General features: G+C 73.8%; 16 protein-coding genes. 12 read left to right on the forward strand and 4 right to left on the reverse strand.

Annotation, left to right across the window (positions count from 1 at the left end; genetic code table 11):
- Window position 1: 1 nt before the first annotated feature.
- The 4 genes from GA0070607_RS14260 to GA0070607_RS14275 all read left to right on the forward strand — a co-directional run bounded on the left by GA0070607_RS14260 (window position 2) and on the right by GA0070607_RS14275 (window position 2,825).
- Window positions 2-541 (forward strand): DUF3180 domain-containing protein, encoded by a 540-nt coding sequence (locus GA0070607_RS14260; RefSeq protein WP_089018641.1) that lies wholly within the window; start codon window positions 2-4, stop codon window positions 539-541.
- A 150-nt stretch (window positions 542-691) separates the two neighbouring features.
- Entirely contained in the window at window positions 692-1,906 is a 1,215-nt protein-coding gene (locus GA0070607_RS14265; RefSeq protein WP_089018642.1) for an ABC transporter permease, read from the forward strand.
- 53 nt (window positions 1,907-1,959) lie between these two features.
- Complete coding sequence (locus tag GA0070607_RS14270; RefSeq protein ID WP_089021851.1) at window positions 1,960-2,268, forward strand: hypothetical protein; 309 nt, start codon at window positions 1,960-1,962, stop codon at window positions 2,266-2,268.
- A gap of 125 nt (window positions 2,269-2,393) precedes the next feature.
- Window positions 2,394-2,825, forward strand: coding sequence for a hypothetical protein (locus GA0070607_RS14275; RefSeq protein ID WP_231931033.1), 432 nt, complete (start codon window positions 2,394-2,396; stop codon window positions 2,823-2,825).
- A 24-nt stretch (window positions 2,826-2,849) separates the two neighbouring features.
- Here the strand turns inward: GA0070607_RS14275 and GA0070607_RS14280 are convergent, their stop codons facing one another.
- The gene (locus GA0070607_RS14280; protein ID WP_089018643.1) at window positions 2,850-3,854 is read right to left on the reverse strand and encodes an ABC transporter ATP-binding protein; all 1,005 of its coding nucleotides are present in this window, start codon (window positions 3,852-3,854) and stop codon (window positions 2,850-2,852) included.
- Window positions 3,855-3,856: 2 nt separating this feature from the next.
- Between GA0070607_RS14280 and GA0070607_RS14285 the strand changes: the two genes are divergently transcribed.
- The 4 genes from GA0070607_RS14285 to GA0070607_RS14300 all read left to right on the forward strand — a co-directional run bounded on the left by GA0070607_RS14285 (window position 3,857) and on the right by GA0070607_RS14300 (window position 8,271).
- The gene (locus GA0070607_RS14285) at window positions 3,857-4,543 is read left to right on the forward strand and encodes an ABC transporter permease (protein WP_089018644.1); all 687 of its coding nucleotides are present in this window, start codon (window positions 3,857-3,859) and stop codon (window positions 4,541-4,543) included.
- 32 nt (window positions 4,544-4,575) lie between these two features.
- Window positions 4,576-5,277: an ABC transporter permease gene (locus tag GA0070607_RS14290; protein WP_089021853.1), complete on the forward strand. Its 702-nt coding sequence runs from the start codon at window positions 4,576-4,578 to the stop codon at window positions 5,275-5,277.
- Between the two features lie 226 nt (window positions 5,278-5,503).
- On the forward strand, window positions 5,504-6,508 hold the full coding sequence (locus tag GA0070607_RS14295) for a glycine betaine ABC transporter substrate-binding protein (protein WP_089018645.1): 1,005 nt from the start codon (window positions 5,504-5,506) through the stop codon (window positions 6,506-6,508).
- A 110-nt stretch (window positions 6,509-6,618) separates the two neighbouring features.
- A complete protein-coding gene (locus GA0070607_RS14300) occupies window positions 6,619-8,271 on the forward strand; it encodes a hypothetical protein (protein ID WP_089018646.1) in 1,653 nt (550 codons plus the stop codon).
- 22 nt (window positions 8,272-8,293) lie between these two features.
- On the opposite strand, the gene GA0070607_RS14305 is transcribed toward GA0070607_RS14300, so the two are convergent.
- The 3 genes from GA0070607_RS14305 to GA0070607_RS14315 form a co-directional block, all read right to left on the reverse strand.
- Window positions 8,294-9,481 (reverse strand): NADH-quinone oxidoreductase subunit D, encoded by a 1,188-nt coding sequence (locus tag GA0070607_RS14305; RefSeq protein WP_172899032.1) that lies wholly within the window; start codon window positions 9,479-9,481, stop codon window positions 8,294-8,296.
- A complete protein-coding gene (locus GA0070607_RS14310) occupies window positions 9,478-10,683 on the reverse strand; it encodes an SAM-dependent methyltransferase (RefSeq protein ID WP_089018648.1) in 1,206 nt (401 codons plus the stop codon). Before GA0070607_RS14310 ends, GA0070607_RS14305 begins: the two co-directional genes overlap by 4 nt.
- Window positions 10,684-10,747: 64 nt before the next feature.
- Window positions 10,748-11,659 carry an SDR family oxidoreductase gene (locus GA0070607_RS14315; RefSeq protein ID WP_089018649.1) on the reverse strand — a complete coding sequence of 304 codons (912 nt, stop codon included), beginning with the start codon at window positions 11,657-11,659 and terminating at the stop codon, window positions 10,748-10,750.
- 116 nt (window positions 11,660-11,775) lie between these two features.
- Here GA0070607_RS14315 and GA0070607_RS14320 point away from each other — a divergent pair, with 116 nt between their 5' ends.
- From GA0070607_RS14320 to panD, 4 genes are all read left to right on the forward strand, one after another.
- The gene (locus GA0070607_RS14320) at window positions 11,776-12,345 is read left to right on the forward strand and encodes a TetR family transcriptional regulator (RefSeq protein WP_089018650.1); all 570 of its coding nucleotides are present in this window, start codon (window positions 11,776-11,778) and stop codon (window positions 12,343-12,345) included.
- Between the two features lie 128 nt (window positions 12,346-12,473).
- Window positions 12,474-13,448: a Rossmann-like and DUF2520 domain-containing protein gene (locus tag GA0070607_RS14325; protein ID WP_089018651.1), complete on the forward strand. Its 975-nt coding sequence runs from the start codon at window positions 12,474-12,476 to the stop codon at window positions 13,446-13,448.
- On the forward strand, window positions 13,445-14,293 hold the full coding sequence (gene panC, locus GA0070607_RS14330; protein WP_089018652.1) for a pantoate--beta-alanine ligase: 849 nt from the start codon (window positions 13,445-13,447) through the stop codon (window positions 14,291-14,293). Before GA0070607_RS14325 ends, panC begins: the two co-directional genes overlap by 4 nt.
- Before the next feature lie 41 nt (window positions 14,294-14,334).
- Window positions 14,335-14,763: an aspartate 1-decarboxylase gene (gene panD / locus GA0070607_RS14335; protein WP_089018653.1), complete on the forward strand. Its 429-nt coding sequence runs from the start codon at window positions 14,335-14,337 to the stop codon at window positions 14,761-14,763.
- Window positions 14,764-14,806 lie beyond the last annotated feature (43 nt).

Raw genomic sequence — 14,806 nt, forward strand, 5'->3', positions numbered from 1 at the left:
CATGACGCAGGCGAAGTCCCCACCACCGGGCGGGCCGGGCCCGGACCGGTCACGGATGGGCCCCACCCGGATCTCCACCCTGGTCGTGGCCGCACTGGCAGCCGCGGCGGTGGCCTGGCTGCTGATCAGCACCCTCTACTACAGCGGCATCCCCCGGCTGCCCTGGCTGCCGGTGGTGACACTGGCCGCGCTCGCCGTGCTCGAGGCGTACGCCGCCGTCAACACCCGAGGACGGATCGAACGCAAGCCCGGCCGGGACCCGGTCAACCCGCTGCTGGTCGCCCGGTTCGTGGTGCTGGCCAAGGCGTCGGCGCTGGCCGCGGCCATTTTCGCCGGCTTCTACGCCGGGCTGGCCGGCTGGCTCTTCGTCGAGACCACGCGGGCCGCCACGGAGGATCGACCGGCCGCCGGGAGCGGTCTGCTCGCCTCGCTGGCGCTGGTGGGCGCCGCGCTCTGGCTTGAGCGCTCCTGCCGGGTGCCGGAGCGCCCGGACGACGAGCGTGAGCCCGACCAGCGGGAGAGCCGCCCCGGCCAGCGTTGAGAGGCCCCCGGGGTCTCCCGACAGCCCCTGACAGGGGGTTACGCCCGGCTCCGGGCGCAGGTACGGTGCCTGCGATCGGAGAGCAACGGCCGCCCCGGTCCGTCCGCGCGCACCGGACCGGGGGCGGCCGGCCAGTGGGGAGGCGGCGTCATGGGGTACGAAGAAGCGGGCCGGGAAGGGTCGGTCGAGCCCTCGTCCGGGGTGCCCGCCGCCGTTCTGGAGAACGTCTTCGACGACCCCAGCCAGGGTGAGCCCGGTCGGGACCGGGTCGGCGTGCACCTGGGGTGGGAGGTCCTGCTGCTCGCCGGTGTCGCCACTCTGGGCTGGCTGCTCTGGCGGGTCGACTCGGACGTGCTGCGCGGCGACAGCCTGCGCACCCTGCTGGTCGGCATGGTCGGGCTCGGGCTGCTCACCCTCGCGGCCGGGGTGAGCCTGCGTACCGCCGCACCGAACCTGGCCGTCGGGCCGGTAGCGGTCGCCGCCGCGCTGCACTACGCGGAGCAGGGTGACCAGGGCCTGGCGGCGTCCGTCGGCCCGGCGGTCGGGGTCGCCGCGCTGGCCGGACTGGCGCTGGCGCTGGCGGTGGTGGTGCTGCACGTGCCGGGCTGGGCGGCCAGTCTCGCCGGTGCCGCCGGCGTGGTGGTGTACATCGAACGCCGGTCGGCGCCCGTGCTGGTGCAGGGCGACTACGACCCCGGGCGGAGCGCCGGCTACCTCTTCGCCGGGTTCGCCGCGGTGGCGGTCCTCGGCGGGCTGTTCGGCGCCATCCGGGCGATCCGCCGGCTGGTCGGCCGGTACCGGCCGGTCACCGATCCGGCCCGTCGCCGGGGAGTGGTGGCTGCCGTGGTCACCGCGCTCGCACTGGTCGGCTCCACCGTGCTCGCCGCCCTCGCCGGCGTGCTGCTCGCCGCCAACGGCCCGGGGCCGGTCACGCCCGACCCCGGGCTGGACTGGACAGTACTGGCGATCGGGGTGGCCCTGCTCGGCGGCACCAGCGCGTACGGCCGTCGGGGTGGGCTGTTCGGCACCCTGCTGGCGGTGGGCCTGGTCACCGTCTTTCAGGCGTACGCGCTGGCGCGCGGCTGGACGTTCGACCACTGGACGGTCGGCGGCGTCGCGCTCGGTGTCGGACTGCTGGTCACCCGCCTGGTCGAGACGTTCGGACGGCCCCGGCCGGACAGCACCGACGCGCCCGAGCCGGTCGGCGACGGCACGATCAGCACGGGCTGGGCGATGCCCCGGTCGCAGCCGGTCGACAGCTGGCCCCCCACCCTGCCGACGCCGGCCGCGCCGCAACCGGTCGACCCGTGGCGGGATCCGCGCTGGGAGGACAGCCCGCGCCGGTGGGACGCCGGTGAGCGGTGAGCCGTGCCGCGTCCGCCGAGCCGGAGCTGATCTCGACCGTTAGGCTCGGCGGCATGACCGACACACCTGCCGCCACCCCCGGCGGATCCTCGTTCGAGGAGCTCGACGCGCTGTCCACCGAGGAGCTGCGGGAGCGGGCGTTCGCCCGGGCCCGGGAGCACCGCGACGTGGGTTTCTACTGGTCGGTGCTGCGGCACCTGCCGAACGCGGACGAGGCGACGGTGCTGGACGGCGCGCCGAACTCGATCGGCCCGACCATCGACGAGGCGAACGCTCTGTGGCGGGAGCTGACCGGCCACGGTTACGAGGAGTCGGCGCCGCTGCTGCGGGCCGCCTTCATCGACTACCTGTTGAAGCACTGAGCCGGCCGGGGCGGCCCAGGTCCACCCGGTCGGTCGGCTCGGGGTCTGGGCGGATCTTCGCGCGGTTCACCCGTACCGGTCCGATCAGCCGGTACGGGACGGCCGCCGGCACCGGCGCGCTCGCCGTGCTGCTGCTGGTCGGGATCTGCGGGAGCCCGGCGTACACCGGATGGGCCGGCGCGCAGGCCGACCCGGCGTCGGCGGGCGGTTACTACCTGCGTGTGCTCGCCTGGCCCGCGTGGCGGCTGGACGCGGACGGGCAGCCCGGCGGGTTGCTCGCCGCCGACCTGCGGGCCGTCCTGCTGGTGGTCCTCGCGGTGGCCCTGCTCTACCTGCTGCCCGCCGCCCAGGTGGCCCGGGTGCCCGGCCCGGTCAGCCAGTTCTTCTCCGGCTGGGCCGCGTACGTGCTGGCCGGTGGGCTCGCCGCCGTGCTGGCGGCGCCGTTCGGCCCGGACCCGTCGCTGCTCGGCGCGTTGCAGGACGCCAGCAGCGGCGCCGGCTACGGCTTCCTCTGCGGTTGGATCATCGGCACCGCCAGCCTCGGCGGGCGGGCCTGACCCCGACCGGTCGAGCCGTGCGGGTCAGCCCGTCACGCGGCCGAGGTCGAGCAGGCGCTGCCGGCTGAGCGCGCCCACGGGCCGGCCGCCGTCGGTCACCACGAGCCGGTCCCGTCCGGACGTGAGCAGTACCGCCAGCGCGTCGTACGCGGAGCCGTCCAGCGGCACGGTGGGCAGGTCCGCCTCGGCGTCGCCGGGCACCGGCTCCAGCGCGTCCCGGTCGAGTCGGGTGACCGCGAGCCGGCGGATGCCCCGGTCGGCCCCGACGAACTCGCGCACGAACGGCGTGGCGGGCGCGCCGAGCAGGGCGGCCGGCGTGTCGTACTGCTCCAGGTGCCCTCCCTGGGAGAGCACCGCGATCCGGTCGCCGAGCCGGACCGCCTCGTCGAGGTCGTGGGTGACCAGCAGGATCGTCTTGCGGACCTCGGCCTGGAGTCGGAGGAACTCCTCCTGGAGCCGGGCCCGGACGATCGGGTCGACGGCGGAGAACGGCTCGTCCATCAGGAGCACCACCGGGTCGGCGGCGAGTGCGCGGGCCACCCCGACGCGCTGCCGCTGCCCACCCGACAGCTCGTGCGGGTAGCGGCGGCCGAACTGGGCCGGGTCCAGCCCGACCAGGTCGAGCAGCTCGTCGACCCGGGCCCGGGTCTGGTCGCGGGACCAGCCGAGCAGCCCGGGCACGGTGGCCACGTTCGCCCGGACAGTCTGGTGTGGAAACAGCCCGACGTTCTGGATCACGTAGCCGATCCGGCGGCGCAGCCGCACCGGGTCGACGTCGGTGACGTCCTCGTCACCGAGCAGGATCCGCCCGGCGGTCGGCTCGATCAGCCGGTTGACCATGCGGAGCACCGTCGACTTGCCGCAGCCGGACGGGCCGATCAGCACCACCAGCTCGCCGGCCCGGACCTCCAGGGTGAGGTCCCGGACGGCCTCGGTGCCGTTCGGGTAGCGCTTCTGGATGGCCTGCAGGGAGATCGACGCCGCGCGAGGGGACTCGGCCCCGCCGGCAGCCTCCGGGGTAACGTCCACGTATGTCCTTCCGCCTGAGCTACCGGGCCGACCCGGGTAACCCCTGGTTCTCCTGGCAGTACGTGCGGGACAACTCTGACACGATCGTCGCGGCGGTGGGTGAACACGCCTCCCTCACCGGGCGCGCGGTGCTGATCGCGGCGCTGATCGCCCTGCCGTTGTCCGTGCTCGCGTACTGGTTCCGCCCGCTGGCCGGGCCGATCCTCGGCATCACCGGCGTGATCTACACCATTCCGTCGCTGGCGCTGTTCGCGTTCATCGCGCCCTACCTGGGCACCGGCGCCACCACCGTGCTGGTCGGCCTGGTCCTGTACGCGCTGCTGCTGATCGTCCGGAACGTGGTGGCGGGGCTCAACCAGGTGCCGCCCGAGGTCCGCGAGGCCGCCGAGGGCATGGGCTACGGCCGGTGGGGCCGGCTGTTCCGGATCGACCTGCCGCTGGCGATCCCGGGCATCATGACCGGGCTGCGGCTGGCCACCGTGTCGACGGTCGCGCTGGTCACCGTGGGGGTGCTGGTCGGGCACGGCGGGCTCGGGCAGCTGATCTTCGCGGGCTTCCAGAACAACCTCTACAAGGCTGAGATCATGACCGGGACTGTGCTCAGCGTGGCGCTCGCGGTGCTGCTGGACCTGCTGCTGGTCCTCGTCGGCCGGCTGGTCACCCCCTGGTCCGCCCGGGGCGTGCGGTGAGTGCCGCGGCGAGCCCGGTGTCCCAGGCGGTGATGTGGCTCAACGACCCGCTGAACTGGACCAATCCCGGCGGCATCCTGGACCGGCTCGGCGAGCATCTGGAGATCTCCGCCGCGGCGGTGGCGCTCGGCTGCCTGGTGGCCTGGCCGCTCGGGCTCTGGCTGGGGCACACCGGGCGCGGTGGTGGCCTGGTGGTGCTGGTGTCCAACGCCACACTGGCCATCCCGACCCTCGCGCTGCTGACCATCCTGCCGTTGACGTTCCTCGGCTTCGGCCGCACGCCGGTGGTGGTGGCGCTGGCCGTCTTCGCCGTTCCACCGCTGCTGGCGAACGCGTACACCGGCGTACGCCAGGCGGACCTGGAGGCGCTCGACGCGGCCCGCGGGATGGGCCTGTCCGGCGGGCAGGTGCTGCGGCGGGTGGAGCTGCCGCTCGCGATTCCCTACCTCGCCGCCGGGTTCCGGACCGCCGCCGTGCAGGTCATCGCCACCGCCGCGCTGGCCTCGTTCGTCAACGGCGGCGGCCTCGGTGAGATCATCCGTACCGGCTTCGGCCTGAGCATCGCGGTCGGCGGGGGCCAGATCCTGGCCGGCGGTGTGCTGGTCGCCGGGCTCGCGTTGCTGGCCGAGCTGGTCCTGGGCGGCGTCGAACGGCTGGTCACCCCCCGTCCGCTGCGGCGCGACCGGCAACGCGCGGGACGACCCCGCCCCGCCGACGCCACCGGCCGCGCCTGATCTGACGCCATTTCGTCCCCGGGACGACCCGTTCGGGCGACCGGTGGACGAGCCGGCGATCGGCAGCGAGGCGTCCGTGACGATGCGGTGACGAACTCCACCTCAGGTTGTCGGTCGGTCCCGGAGGATGTTGGGTGGACATTCACGGGCGGCCGACAGTCAGGATCGCCCGTCGGACACGCGGCCGGCCCGGGACGGGTCGCGCCGGGACACGGAAGGCGGGCACATGCGCGCACGTACACGTCTGGCGATCGGCGCGGTCGGCGCAGTCGCCGCGGCAGGGCTTCTGACCGGGTGCGGTGACGCCGGTTCGTCCGGCACCGACGCGCCCCAGCAGAGCGCCTCCGGGGCCGGGTGCGCCCCGATCGCCGGGCAGCAGCTCATCGCGTTGCAGGACGACAAGAAGCTCCAGAACTCCGACAACGTCATCCCGGCGGTCAACAGCAAGGCGGCCAACCCGCAGTTGATCGCCGCGCTGGACAAGGTCTCCGCCGTGCTGGACACGCCGAAGCTGATCCAGCTCAACAAGGCCGTCAACGACGACCGCAAGACCCCCAAGGTGGCGGCCGAGGAGTTCGCCTCCGCCAACAACGTCACCGCGGGCATCGCCAAGGGTCCGGGTGGCGAGATCGTGGTGGGAGCCGGCAACTTCGCCGAGAGCCAGACCCTGGGCGAGCTGTACCGGATCGTGCTCACCGCCGCCGGCTACCAGGTCAAGGTGCAGCAGATCGGCAACCGGGAGCTCTACGAGCCGGCGCTGGAGAAGGGCGAGGTGCAGGTCGTCCCGGAGTACGCGGCGACCATGGCCGAGTTCCTCAACACCAAGGCCAACGGCCCCAACGCCCAGCCGGTCTCCTCGCCCGACATCAACAACACCGTGAGCGCGCTGAAGGCCGAAGGCGACAAGGTGGGCATCACCTTCGGCGCCCCGGCCGCCGCCCAGGACCAGAACGCCTTCGCGGTCACCCAGGCCTTCGCCGACAAGTACGGCGTGCGGACCCTGTCCGAGCTGGCCGCGAAGTGCTCGGGCAACGCGACAGTGCTGGGTGGTCCGCCGGAGTGCCAGCAGCGTCCGTTCTGCAAGCCGGGCCTGGAGAAGACGTACGGGCTGTCGGTGGGCTCGTTCTCCTCCCTGGACCAGGGCGGGCCGCTGACCAAGAACGGGCTGCGCACCGGCGCCATCAGCGCGGGCCTGATCTTCTCGTCGGACGGTGCCTTCGCCACCAGCTGAGCCACCCCGTGACGTGCTGACGACGCCCCCGCCCCACCCCGGAGCGGGGGCGTCCGCGCGTCCCGGGACCCCGTTCCCTCAGCTGGGGATTCTCGGTAGGCTGCACAGCCATGCCAGCCCCGGTCACCCCCGATGCCCGGCGTCAACCGCCGCTGCTCACCCTGCTCTTCTGGGCCGGCGTGGGCCTCGCCCCGGTGGCGGCGCTGATCCTGCTGGTCGCCGACGGCAACGGCCCGCTGCGCTTCGCGGCGGTGCTCGCCATCCTGGCGGTGGTGCTGATCGGCCTGTCCATCGCGCTGCGGCCCGACGGTGAGGACGCGTCGGCGCGGGCCGACGAGCTGCTGGACGAGATCGAGGAACTCCGCCGGGAGCTGCGCGCCGAGATCGTCGCCGCGGCGCAGCGCGGTAACCAGGCGCTCGACCAGGCACAGCGGGCCCAGGAGGGTGTCGTCGCCGTCCGCCGCCGACTCGACGCCAGCGGTGCCGCGCTCGCCGGTGCCGCCCCGGCCGCCGATCCGGCGGGTGCCGGCCGGGCGCGGGTGCCGGTCGGCGAGCCGGTGGACGATGCTCCGGTGGCCCGCAGTCGCGTGTCGGTGCCCGGTGGTGCCCCGGCGGGTCGGGGCCGGGTGTCGGCCCCGGAGGACGCCGGTGCCCGGTGGGGTCGCCCCGAGCGCGTGGACGACGACGGGCCGGCGTACCACCGGGAGGCCCTGGACGCCGACGCCGAGCCGGCCGTCGGCCGCTACGGTGCCGAGCCGCCGGCCGCCGGACTCTACGGCGGGGAACGACAGGCCGCCGCCGGGTACGGATCGGTGCCCCGCCCTCGCGAGCACGACCGCCCGGAGTCGGCGCACCGCCCGGTCGGTGTGGTGCGGCACACCGAGACCGTGCACGTCACCACCCGGCACACAGTCGTGGACGGCGGTCCGGCCGAGCCGGGTGGGCGGTACGGCGGCGGGTACGCCGGCCAGTGGACCCCGCCGGCGCAGGAGTGGACCCGGGACGGGGGCGCGGAGGAGCGTTCCCGGGGCGCGCAGGCCGGGACCCGGGGTGAGCCCGGCTGGACGGCCCGCCGCGACGAGCCGGAGTGGACCGATCCGCGCGACGCGTACCCCGAGCCCGACGAGCCCGGCCGGGGGGCCCGGCCGCAGCCGGATTCGTGGGCCGGCGCCGACGACCGCGACTGGTCGGAGGAGCGGGAACCCGACCGGGCATCCGCCGGAGCGCAGCCCGGCCCGGCTCTGCGGGCGGACGACACCGGTGAGTACTGGTCGCAGCTGCGGGCCGGTGACCGGTGGGCCGCCGTGCGGGACGACGAGAACGGCCGTGAGTTGCGGGTCGGGGAGCGCCGGGCCGAGGTGCACGCGGATGCCACGGGCGCCGAGTACCGGGTGGCCGACCGCTGGGCCTCCGTCCGGCACGAGGAGCCCCGCCGGCACGAGGAGCCCCGCCGGCACGAGGAGCCCCGCCGCCATGAGGACGCGCACCGGTACGACGAGCGCGAGTCGTACCGCCGGGACGAACCGGCGCGCTGGCAGGATCGCGACGGCGGTTGGCGGGACGAGCCGGCGGACCGGCCGGCGTTGCCGGTGGGCGGCGTGCCGGTGCCGGACGAGTGGCGTCCACCCCGCCAGCGGAGCCACCAGGCGGAGGCCGTACCGGAGCGGGCCGGCCGGCGCCGGGTCGACGAGCGGTACGGCTACCCGCCGCAGGACGACGTGCCACGCGCCGGGGGCGCGCCGGCCACCGACCGCTGGCGCTGACCGGCGGCCCTGCCGCTCGGGGTCACTTGTCGATGTCCCCGACCACGAAGAACATCGAGCCGAGGATGGCGATCAGGTCCGGCACCAGGCAGCCGGGGAGCAGGGCGGCCAGTGCCTGCACGTTGGCGTACGACGCGGTGCGCAACTTCAACCGCCAGGGCGTCTTCTCGCCCCGGGACACCAGGTAGTAGCCGTTGATGCCGAGCGGGTTCTCGGTCCAGGCGTAGGTGTGCCCCTCCGGCGCCTTGAGCACCTTCGGCAGGCGGGTGTTGATCGGCCCGGTCAGCCGGTCCACCCGGTCCAGGCACTGCTCGGCGAGGTCCAGCGACGCGTACACCTGGTCGAGCAGCACTTCGAAGCGGGCGTGGCAGTCACCGGCGGTCTTCGTCACCACCGGCACGTCCAGCTGGTCGTAGGCCAGGTAGGGGTCGTCGCGGCGTAGGTCCAGGTCGAGCCCGGACGCCCGCGCCACCGGCCCGGACGCGCCGAACGCGGCGGCGTCCGCGGCGGAGAGCACCCCCACGCCCACCGTCCGGGCCAGGAAGATCTCGTTACGCCGGATCAGGTGGTCCAGGTCGGGCAGCCGCCGGCGTACCTCGCCGATCGCCGCGCGGGCGCGGCCGGTCCAGCCGTACGGCACCTCTTCCTTCAGGCCGCCGACCCGGTTGAACATGTAGTGGATCCGGCCGCCGGAGACCTCCTCCATCACCGCCTGGATGGTCTCGCGTTCCCGGAAGGCGTAGAAGATCGGCGTGATCGCCCCGATCTCCAACGGGTACGAGCCGAGGAACATCAGGTGGTTGAGCACCCGGTTCAGCTCCGCGAGGGCCATCCGCAGCCAGGTGGCCCGCTCCGGTACCTCCATGCCCATCAGGCGTTCCACAGCGAGCACGACACCCAGCTCGTTGGAGAACGCCGAGAGCCAGTCGTGCCGGTTGGCCAGCACGATGATCTGCCGGTAGTCGCGTACCTCGAAGAGCTTCTCCGCGCCCCGGTGCATGTAACCGACGATCGGTTCGCAGGCGATCACCCGCTCGCCGTCGAGCACCAGCTTCAGCCGCAGCACACCATGGGTGGAGGGGTGCTGCGGGCCGATGTTCAGCACCATGTCGGTGCCGAGCTGCTGATCACCGGTGCCGGCGATCAGCCCGGCCCCGGTGCCGACGGTCAGTTCACGGAGGTCCCCGGCGTCGGTGGTCATGCCCGTCATCGTGCCACGGCCGGCCCGAGCGGGATGCCGACCGGTTGGCGCAGCCACAAGTGCCCGCCGAGCCCGGCCGGGTCGGTCAGCTCGGCCACCGCCGACGCGGCGGCCAACGCCCGCACGTAACCGGCCGGGTCGGTGCCGGCCAGGCTCAGCGGCGGTCGGCCCCCGTCGGCCCCGAGCGCCCGCAGCGCCTCCCGCTGCGAAACCAGGGAGTACGCACACCGGGCGACCGCCGCACCGGCGGAGGCGACCGAGTCCATGGCCACGTGCGCGGTGACATCACTCGACCCGTCCGGCACCGGCGGCACCTGTCGCCCACCCCGATACCCGGTCAACGTCCCGTCCACCGGTCGGCTCTCCCGCAGGTGCCCGTAGTCCACGGCCACCGCCATGCCCCGCTCGATCCTGCTCACCGCGTCCGCCCAGGCTTCGTCCCTCGGCCTTCCTATCTCTGCGCGGTGGTCGCTGTGCGGGGTTTCGGGGCAGCCCGGCCGGCTCCGGGCGGTCAGGCTTGATCCCTCCGCCGGCCGGGCTGCCCCGAAACCCGACTCGCTGCCGCTTGTCGCGCCCGACCAGGTCGCCCCCGGATCCGGGTCACTGTCCGTACTGGGCGGGCTCGCGGGGCTGGGCCACCACTCTGTCAGCCAATCAAGATCGTCAGGGCTGACCAGATCACCGAGCGTTTCCGCGCCGCTCTTCGGGTCGACCAGCACATACCGCCAGCCGTCTTCGGTGTGTACTGCGACGTCCAGCGGGACGTTGTCCAGCCACTCGGTGGCGAGCAGCACTCCGGTGATCTCGGTGGGGATCTCGGCTGTCCAGTTGATCTCTTCGGGCAGGTCCTCGGGGCGGTCGGCGTACTCGACTGCTGTGAAGCGGATGCGTTCCGCGAGCGACGGTCGGACCGTGCCGGACGACGGCTCATCCCGCAAGGAACGGACGGAAACCCCCACCGCAACCCCGACGGACGCCAGCAGAGCGTGGAGCAGTTCCCCGCGCCCAGCGCCCACGTCGACCACGTCAAGTCGCGAGGGGTGGCCGAGGGCTGCGTCCACCTCCGTGACAAGGCGCAGCAGGGCGGTGGCGAAGGCCGGGGACGCGTGCACGCTGGTGCGGAAGTGGTCGGCCGGCCCGGTGCCGGCGACGAAGAAGCCGCCCGGCCCGTAGAGCGCCCGGCTCATCGCGTCCCGCCACAGGATCGACATCAGTCCACTCCGAGTTGAGCGTGGTTCACCGTGCCGACCCTACGGTCAGGGCCGCCGTCCTGGATCAGGCCTGGAAGTAGTGCCCTTCGTGCAGGTCGGCGATCAGGCCGGGGTGGGTGGGGGTCCAGCCCAGCAGTTCGCGGGTGATGGCGGACGACGTCGGGTTGTCCATCTGTGCGAACGATCCGAGGAAGCCGAAGTGGTCGTTGGCCTCGGCGGGGCTGATGCTCCGGACCGGGATGTCGAGGTTGTGGCCGATGGCTGCCGCGATCTGCTGGAAGGGGACGCCTTCGTCGGCGGCTCCGTGCAGGCGCGTACCGGCTGGGGCCTTTTCGAGGGCGAGTCGGTAGAGCACGGCCGCGTCGAGCGTGTGTACGGCCGGCCACCGGTTGGCTCCCTCGCCGACGTACGCGGCGTACCCCTTCCGTCGGGCCGCGGCGATGATGGCGGTGATGAAGCCGTAGCGGTCGAGTGGACTGTGCACAGTGGGCGCGAGCCGGACGATGGAGGAGCGCACACCGCGGGAGGCGAGGCCGGCCACGAAGTTCTCCGCGTCGATCCGGTAGCCGCCGCCCGGGAAGGTGTCGTGTTCGGTGCCGGGGCGGCCGACGATGCCGCCGATCACGAGCATGGCCGTCCCGCCGGTGCCGACCAGGGGCTTGCCGGAACCGGCCAGGCCGTCGGCGAGTGCCGTGAGGGCGTCCAGGTCAGCCCTGGCGGCGCCGGCCAGGTCGCCGTTGACCATGAGGTCGTGGCGGAACGCCAGGTGGATCACCCCGTCGGAGGCGGCCGCCTCTTCCCGGAGCACGTCGAGGTCGGACAGATCGCCGCGGTGTGCCTGAGCGCCGAGCTTCTCGATGGCGGCGGCGGACGTGTCGGAGCGGGCGAGGCCGACGACCTCGTGCCCGGCGGAGAGCAGTTCCGGGACGACCGCGGAGCCGAGATGGCCGGAGGCGCCCGTGACGAGTACGCGCATTGTGGTTCCTTCGTGAGTGCCGATGTCACCTTGCGACATCACCGTACCTCGCCCGATGTCACACCGCGACATGGAACGAGTTAATGTCGCATTGTGACGTCGGATACCATCGCCGCATGGCCCGCTGGCAACCGGACGCGCGCGGCCGCCTGGAGGCGGCCGCCTTCGAGTTGTTCCGCGAGCGCGGCTTCGAACAGACCACTGTCGCCGACATCGCCGCCCGTGCCGGCCTCGACAAACGCACCTTCTACCGGCTCTTCGGCGACAAGCGTGAGGCGCTCTTCAGCGGCAGCGGGCACCTGGAGGAGGTCCTGGTCCGGGCGGTGACCGAGACCGACGCCGGCCCCTTCGAGGCCGTCGTCGCCGCCTTCCGCCGGGTGGCGGAGGAGATCTTCGCGGACCGTCTCGAGCTGGTCCGAGCGCGGCAGACCATCATCGAGAGCAGCCCGGAGCTGCAGGAGCGTGAACTGCGCAAGACCGGCTCACTGGTGGCCGCGGTCACCGCCGCCCTGCGTGCCAGGGGCCTCGACGAGACCACGGCCACCCTGGCCACCGAGTCGGGTGCCACTGTCTTCCGGGTCGCATACGCCCGCTGGGTCGCGCCCGACAGCGACGCCCCGCTCAGCGACCTGATCGCCGATGTGGCGGCCAAGCTACGCGCCATCACGTCGGCCCCGACGCCCTGACCTCAGGCGGCCCTGATCGAGCCGTCTCGTCGGTGGTGAAGGTTTTCACACATGCTTGTCCCGGTTCGGCGGGCCGGGCGCATACTTGCGATCGACCGGTACCCCTTCTCGAGGACTGGATCGTCGTCATGAGCGCACCGCTGCGCCCGCGCCCGGCCGCCCCTCAAGGGCCTGCCGCGTCGCGGGATCGCGCCGTTCCCGGCGCCCGCGTCACCCCCCGCCTGCTCACCGTCGGTGTCCTCGGCGCGGGCCGCGTCGGGGCCGTGCTGGGCGCCGCGCTCGCCGCCGCCGGGCACCAGTTGGCCGCCGTCACGGGTGAATCCGGGGCCAGCCGTGCACGCCTCGCCCTGCTGCTGCCCGAGGTTCCCCGCCGCCCGGCCACCGCCGTCGCCCGCGCCGCCGCCGACCTGCTGCTGATCGCGGTACCGGACGACGCGCTGGCCGGGGTGGTCGCCGACCTCGCCGAGCGGGGCGCCCTGCACCCCGGCCAGGTCGTCGCGCACACCTCCGGCGCCCACGGTCTCGGCGTGCTGGCACCTATCGCCGCGGCGGGCGCCCGGCCGCTCGCCCTGCACCCCGCCATGACCTTCACCGGTACGCCGGATGACCTGGCCCGCCTCGACGGCATCTCGTACGGGGTGACGGCACCGGCGGAGCTGCGCCCGTTGGCCGCCCGCCTGGTCGCCGACCTGGGTGGCGTGCCCGAGTGGGTGGCCGAGGCGGACCGCCCGCTGTACCACGCCGCGCTCGCGCACGGCGCGAACCACCTGGTGACCCTGGTGAACGAGGCGACCGACCGGCTGCGCGACGCCGGGGTGGCCCGGCCGGAGAAGGTGCTGGCCCCGCTGCTGCGGGCCGCCCTGGAGAACGCGTTGCGGCTCGGCGACGACGCGCTGACCGGCCCGGTGTCCCGGGGCGACGCGGGCACCGTGCGGCGGCATCTGGCCCGGCTGACGGCCACCGCCCCGGAGTCCGTCCCCGCGTACCTGGCGCTGGCCCGGCGCACCGCCGACCGGGCGATCGCCGCCGGCCGGCTGCGCCCGGTGGACGCGCAGTCGCTGCTCGGCGTGCTCGCCGATTCGGGCCGGGAGGTGGCCGCGTGACGCAGCTCGTACACACCCGTGCCGACCTGGCCGAGGCTCGCGTCGGGCTGAAGGGCTCGGTCGGTGTGGTGATGACCATGGGTGCTCTGCACTCCGGGCACGAGACGCTGCTGCGCGCGGCTCGGGACCGGGCCGACCACGTGCTGGTGACGATCTTCGTGAACCCGTTGCAGTTCGGGCCGAACGAGGACTTCGACCGCTACCCGCGGACCCTGGACGCGGACCTGGAGGTGTGCCGTCGGGCCGGCGCGGATGTCGTCTTCGCCCCGTCGGTGGCCGAGATGTACCCGGACGGCCAGCCCCGGGTGCGGCTCGACTCGGGCCCGCTCGGCGGCGAACTGGAGGGCGCGAGCCGCCCCGGCTTCTTCCACGGCGTGCTCACCGTGGTGCTGAAGCTGTTCCAGCTCACCCGGCCTGACCTGGCGTTCTTCGGCGAGAAGGACTACCAGCAGCTGACCCTGGTCCGGCGGATGGCCCGGGACCTGGACGTGGCGGTCGAGGTGGTCGGCGTGCCGACCGTCCGGGAGCCCGACGGGTTGGCGATGTCCAGCCGCAACCGCTACCTCAGCGAGCCCGAACGGGCCGCCGCGCTGAGCCTGTCCGCCGCGCTGCGGGCCGGTGCCCAGGCGGCCGACGCCGGCCTGGACGCGGGGGCGGTGCTGACCGCCGCGCACGCCGCGTTCGGCGCCGGTACGCCGGGAGCCCGGCTCGACTACCTGGTGCTCACCGATCCCGACCTGGAGCCGGGGCCGGTGTCCGGGTCGGCGCGGCTGGTGATCGCCGCGTGGGTGGGCGCCACGCGGTTGATCGACAACGCGGCCATCCACCTCGCGCCCCGCCCCTGACCCGGTCGCACCCTCCACCACTTTCGCGAAAGGCCATCCCGATGCTGCGGACCATGCTCAAGTCGAAGATCCACCGCGCCACGGTGACCCAGGCCGATCTGCACTACGTCGGCTCGGTGACGGTGGACGAGGACCTGCTCGACGCCGCCGACCTGCTCCCCGGCGAGCAGGTGGCGATCGTGGACATCACCAACGGGGCCCGGTTGGAGACGTACGTCATTCCGGGCGAGCGGGGCAGCGGCGTGATCGGCATCAACGGCGCGGCCGCGCACCTGGTGCATCCCGGTGACCTGGTCATCCTGATCTCGTACGGGCAGATGGACGACGCCGAGGCCCGGTCGTACCGGCCGCGGGTGGTGCACGTGGACGCCGACAACCGGGTGGTCGAGCTGGGCGCCGATCCGGCTGCGGCGGCACCCGGCACGGCAGGAGACCCGGTGCCCAGCCCGCTGGCCGTGGCGAGCGCCTGATCCCACGCGCGGCGATTCCGGTCTGTCACCGGAAGGTCATTTC

Source organism: Micromonospora coriariae (assembly GCF_900091455.1).
GTDB classification, from domain to species: domain Bacteria; phylum Actinomycetota; class Actinomycetes; order Mycobacteriales; family Micromonosporaceae; genus Micromonospora; species Micromonospora coriariae.

Excerpts from the sequence above, each read along its gene's own strand:
- GA0070607_RS14260 (WP_089018641.1), top strand. The coding sequence starts at position 2 with ATGACGCAGGCGAAGTCCCCACCACCGGGCGGGCCGGGCCCGGACCGG.
- GA0070607_RS14265 (WP_089018642.1), top strand. The coding sequence starts at position 692 with ATGGGGTACGAAGAAGCGGGCCGGGAAGGGTCGGTCGAGCCCTCGTCC.
- GA0070607_RS14270 (WP_089021851.1), top strand. The coding sequence starts at position 1,960 with ATGACCGACACACCTGCCGCCACCCCCGGCGGATCCTCGTTCGAGGAG.
- GA0070607_RS14285 (WP_089018644.1), top strand. The coding sequence starts at position 3,857 with ATGTCCTTCCGCCTGAGCTACCGGGCCGACCCGGGTAACCCCTGGTTC.
- GA0070607_RS14290 (WP_089021853.1), top strand. The coding sequence starts at position 4,576 with ATGTGGCTCAACGACCCGCTGAACTGGACCAATCCCGGCGGCATCCTG.
- GA0070607_RS14295 (WP_089018645.1), top strand. The coding sequence starts at position 5,504 with ATGCGCGCACGTACACGTCTGGCGATCGGCGCGGTCGGCGCAGTCGCC.
- GA0070607_RS14300 (WP_089018646.1), top strand. The coding sequence starts at position 6,619 with ATGCCAGCCCCGGTCACCCCCGATGCCCGGCGTCAACCGCCGCTGCTC.
- GA0070607_RS14305 (WP_172899032.1), bottom strand. The coding sequence starts at position 9,481 with ATGACGGGCATGACCACCGACGCCGGGGACCTCCGTGAACTGACCGTC.
- GA0070607_RS14310 (WP_089018648.1), bottom strand. The coding sequence starts at position 10,683 with ATGTCGATCCTGTGGCGGGACGCGATGAGCCGGGCGCTCTACGGGCCG.
- GA0070607_RS14315 (WP_089018649.1), bottom strand. The coding sequence starts at position 11,659 with ATGCGCGTACTCGTCACGGGCGCCTCCGGCCATCTCGGCTCCGCGGTC.
- GA0070607_RS14320 (WP_089018650.1), top strand. The coding sequence starts at position 11,776 with ATGGCCCGCTGGCAACCGGACGCGCGCGGCCGCCTGGAGGCGGCCGCC.
- GA0070607_RS14325 (WP_089018651.1), top strand. The coding sequence starts at position 12,474 with ATGAGCGCACCGCTGCGCCCGCGCCCGGCCGCCCCTCAAGGGCCTGCC.
- panD (WP_089018653.1), top strand. The coding sequence starts at position 14,335 with ATGCTGCGGACCATGCTCAAGTCGAAGATCCACCGCGCCACGGTGACC.